Genomic DNA, 2,173 nt, shown 5'->3' on the forward strand with positions numbered 1-2,173 from the left:
CACTGCGTAACCGATTGCAACGGTTCAATCGCAAGACGCTCGGATATTCAAAATCATCCGAAATGCACGATAGGATCATCGGTACTTACATCGAACGCGAGTACTACGTTTGATGCTACATCAACTCATTGAATACACGACCCGTCAGCCCAAGATCGCGCCAGTGGGTAACAGTTTGCGTCGCCCCGCAGCGATGTGTAATAGAGAACAGCGCATCGAGCTGTTGCGCGTTCAAACCCGGCAGCGGATTATCCTGATTCACTAATACCACCAGCGCATCCATCGCCACCGGCACAGCCAGTGGTGGACACCCATAGCGTTGCACAAAGGCCTCAATCTCACTGGCCTTCATGGCACTGCTCATCGGACCGAGTTGTGCCGCGCCGGAGGCAAGTGCCGTAGGGGCCGATGGCGACCCCGCCGCCTGCATATGTACGTTAACGCTGGGATAATGCTGGTTGAAATCGGCGGCCCAAAACGCGATCAGCGTCGCCAGGGTATCAGAGCCGGCACTGGAGAGATTACCCGCCAGCATTTGCTCACTGCGCGCAGTGTGGCTCCAGCCACTGAATAACAGCGCAGCACAGAGAAATAAACCCGAAAAAAGCGGGGCTGGCATCATAGGTCAACTATCCATCAGGCCGAAGGGGCGGTGCTATTATCCGACAGAGAGGCAGGGACAATCAACCTGTTAGGAAGCGTAAACATAAAACGCGCTCCGGCACCCTGTTCACTGAGGATCTCCAGCCGCGAATCATGGTGGCTGAGCGCATGCTTAACGATGGCAAGCCCCAATCCGCTGCCGCCCGTTTGGCGTGAGCGGGCTTTGTCCACACGATAAAAACGCTCCGTCAGGCGAGGGATGTGCTCGGCGGCGATACCAGGACCATTATCGCTGACTTGAAACTGCGCACCTTGCGTGATTTTTTGCCAGCACACTTCAATGCGCGTACCTTCCGGCGTGTGATTAACCGCGTTGTACACCAGATTGGAGAAGGCGCTGTGCAACTGCTCTTCATTGCCGTAAACGCTCAACCCATCGTTGATGCGAAACACAATTTCGTGACGATCCTGACTCAGCGTCTGTGCTTCGCGTTGTAGTATGCGCAGCATACGGGGCACATCGACCTTTTCCGCCAGATTGATCGGTGCTGCCGCTTCGATTTTCGATAACGTGAGCAACTGTTTCACCAACCCATCCATGCGCCGCGTCTGCTCCTGAATGGTTGCAAGCGCTTTGCTGCGTAAGGCACCGTCCAGCGAATCGTCCTGCATAATCTCCAGGTAACCTTGCAGCACGGTGAGCGGAGTGCGTAATTCATGACTGACGTTGGCGAATAAATTACGCCGAGCCCCTTCCAACTGGTGCATCTGGGTAATGTCGCGAACGACCATCAATAACTGCCCTTCCGAGTACGGCATAACACGGAATTCGACATTGTGTGAATTGATCAACTGCAGGGTCAAGGCCCGGGAGAAATCCTGCTGACGCATGTATTGGGTGAACTCGGGATAGCGCAGCAAGTTGAGGATATTCTGGCCGTTATCTTCCGGCCAACGCAGGCTGAGCAAGTGCTGCGACAGACCGTTGCACCAGATAATGGTGCCCTCTTCGGTGGTGATCACCACACCATCGGGCAGCGACTCGGCACCGCTGCGAAAACGCTTGATCAGCAAAGCCAGCTCGCGCCGCCGCCGCCGATTGCGCAGTTGCATTTGATACAACCCGTAAAACAGCGGCTCCCAACTCCAGCGCCCGGGTGGCGGCGTCATGCTGCGATCGACCCACAGCCAGTAGGAGAGTTTAAGCTGGTTGTAATAATTCCAGCCAAGCACCACCAGCACCGCCGCCAGCATAAACCAGGGCAGGTAGCAGAAAATCAGGCCAAGCAGCAGGGCTGGCAAGCAAAAAAAAACCAGCTCCAATGCCAGCTTTTTCCACGAAAGACGTTCTAACACGTTAAAAATTCTCCGCTTTGGCGGTATTCAGCCACGATGTCGCGCTCGCTATAGCTCACGCGCACATCAATAACGGGCTTTGTTGAATAAATCAGAACCTGTAATGACTGCGCCCCATACGGGTCGATTGTTACGTGATGCGAATACTGTTCGGCATTCCTAATAGCGTGATCCGGTTAAGCGCTTTGACCATGGCCATGGCTTCACCCACCTG

The 2,173-nt window shown here is 54.8% G+C and carries 2 protein-coding genes and 2 pseudogenes; 1 reads left to right on the forward strand and 3 read right to left on the reverse strand.

Translation table 11 applies throughout. The features are described 5' to 3' along the window. Window positions 1-113 (forward strand): IS1 family transposase (locus QZ506_RS10385; RefSeq protein ID WP_291970925.1); only part of this gene is annotated, 113 nt, incomplete at its 5' end. Between the two features lie 26 nt (window positions 114-139). On the opposite strand, the pseudogene QZ506_RS10390 reads toward QZ506_RS10385, so the two are convergent. From QZ506_RS10390 to QZ506_RS10400, 3 genes and pseudogenes are all read right to left on the reverse strand, one after another. Beyond that, a pseudogene (locus tag QZ506_RS10390) lies at window positions 140-622 on the reverse strand (PstS family phosphate ABC transporter substrate-binding protein); the annotation flags it as partial. Window positions 623-636: 14 nt separating this feature from the next. Beyond that, window positions 637-1,959 carry a phosphate regulon sensor histidine kinase PhoR gene (gene phoR, locus QZ506_RS10395; protein ID WP_291970923.1) on the reverse strand — a complete coding sequence of 441 codons (1,323 nt, stop codon included), beginning with the start codon at window positions 1,957-1,959 and terminating at the stop codon, window positions 637-639. Window positions 1,960-2,089: 130 nt separating this feature from the next. Next, window positions 2,090-2,173: pseudogene (locus QZ506_RS10400) on the reverse strand (lipoprotein); the annotation flags it as partial.

This window comes from Candidatus Symbiopectobacterium sp., from assembly GCF_020054415.1.
Taxonomy (GTDB): Bacteria; Pseudomonadota; Gammaproteobacteria; order Enterobacterales; family Enterobacteriaceae; genus Symbiopectobacterium.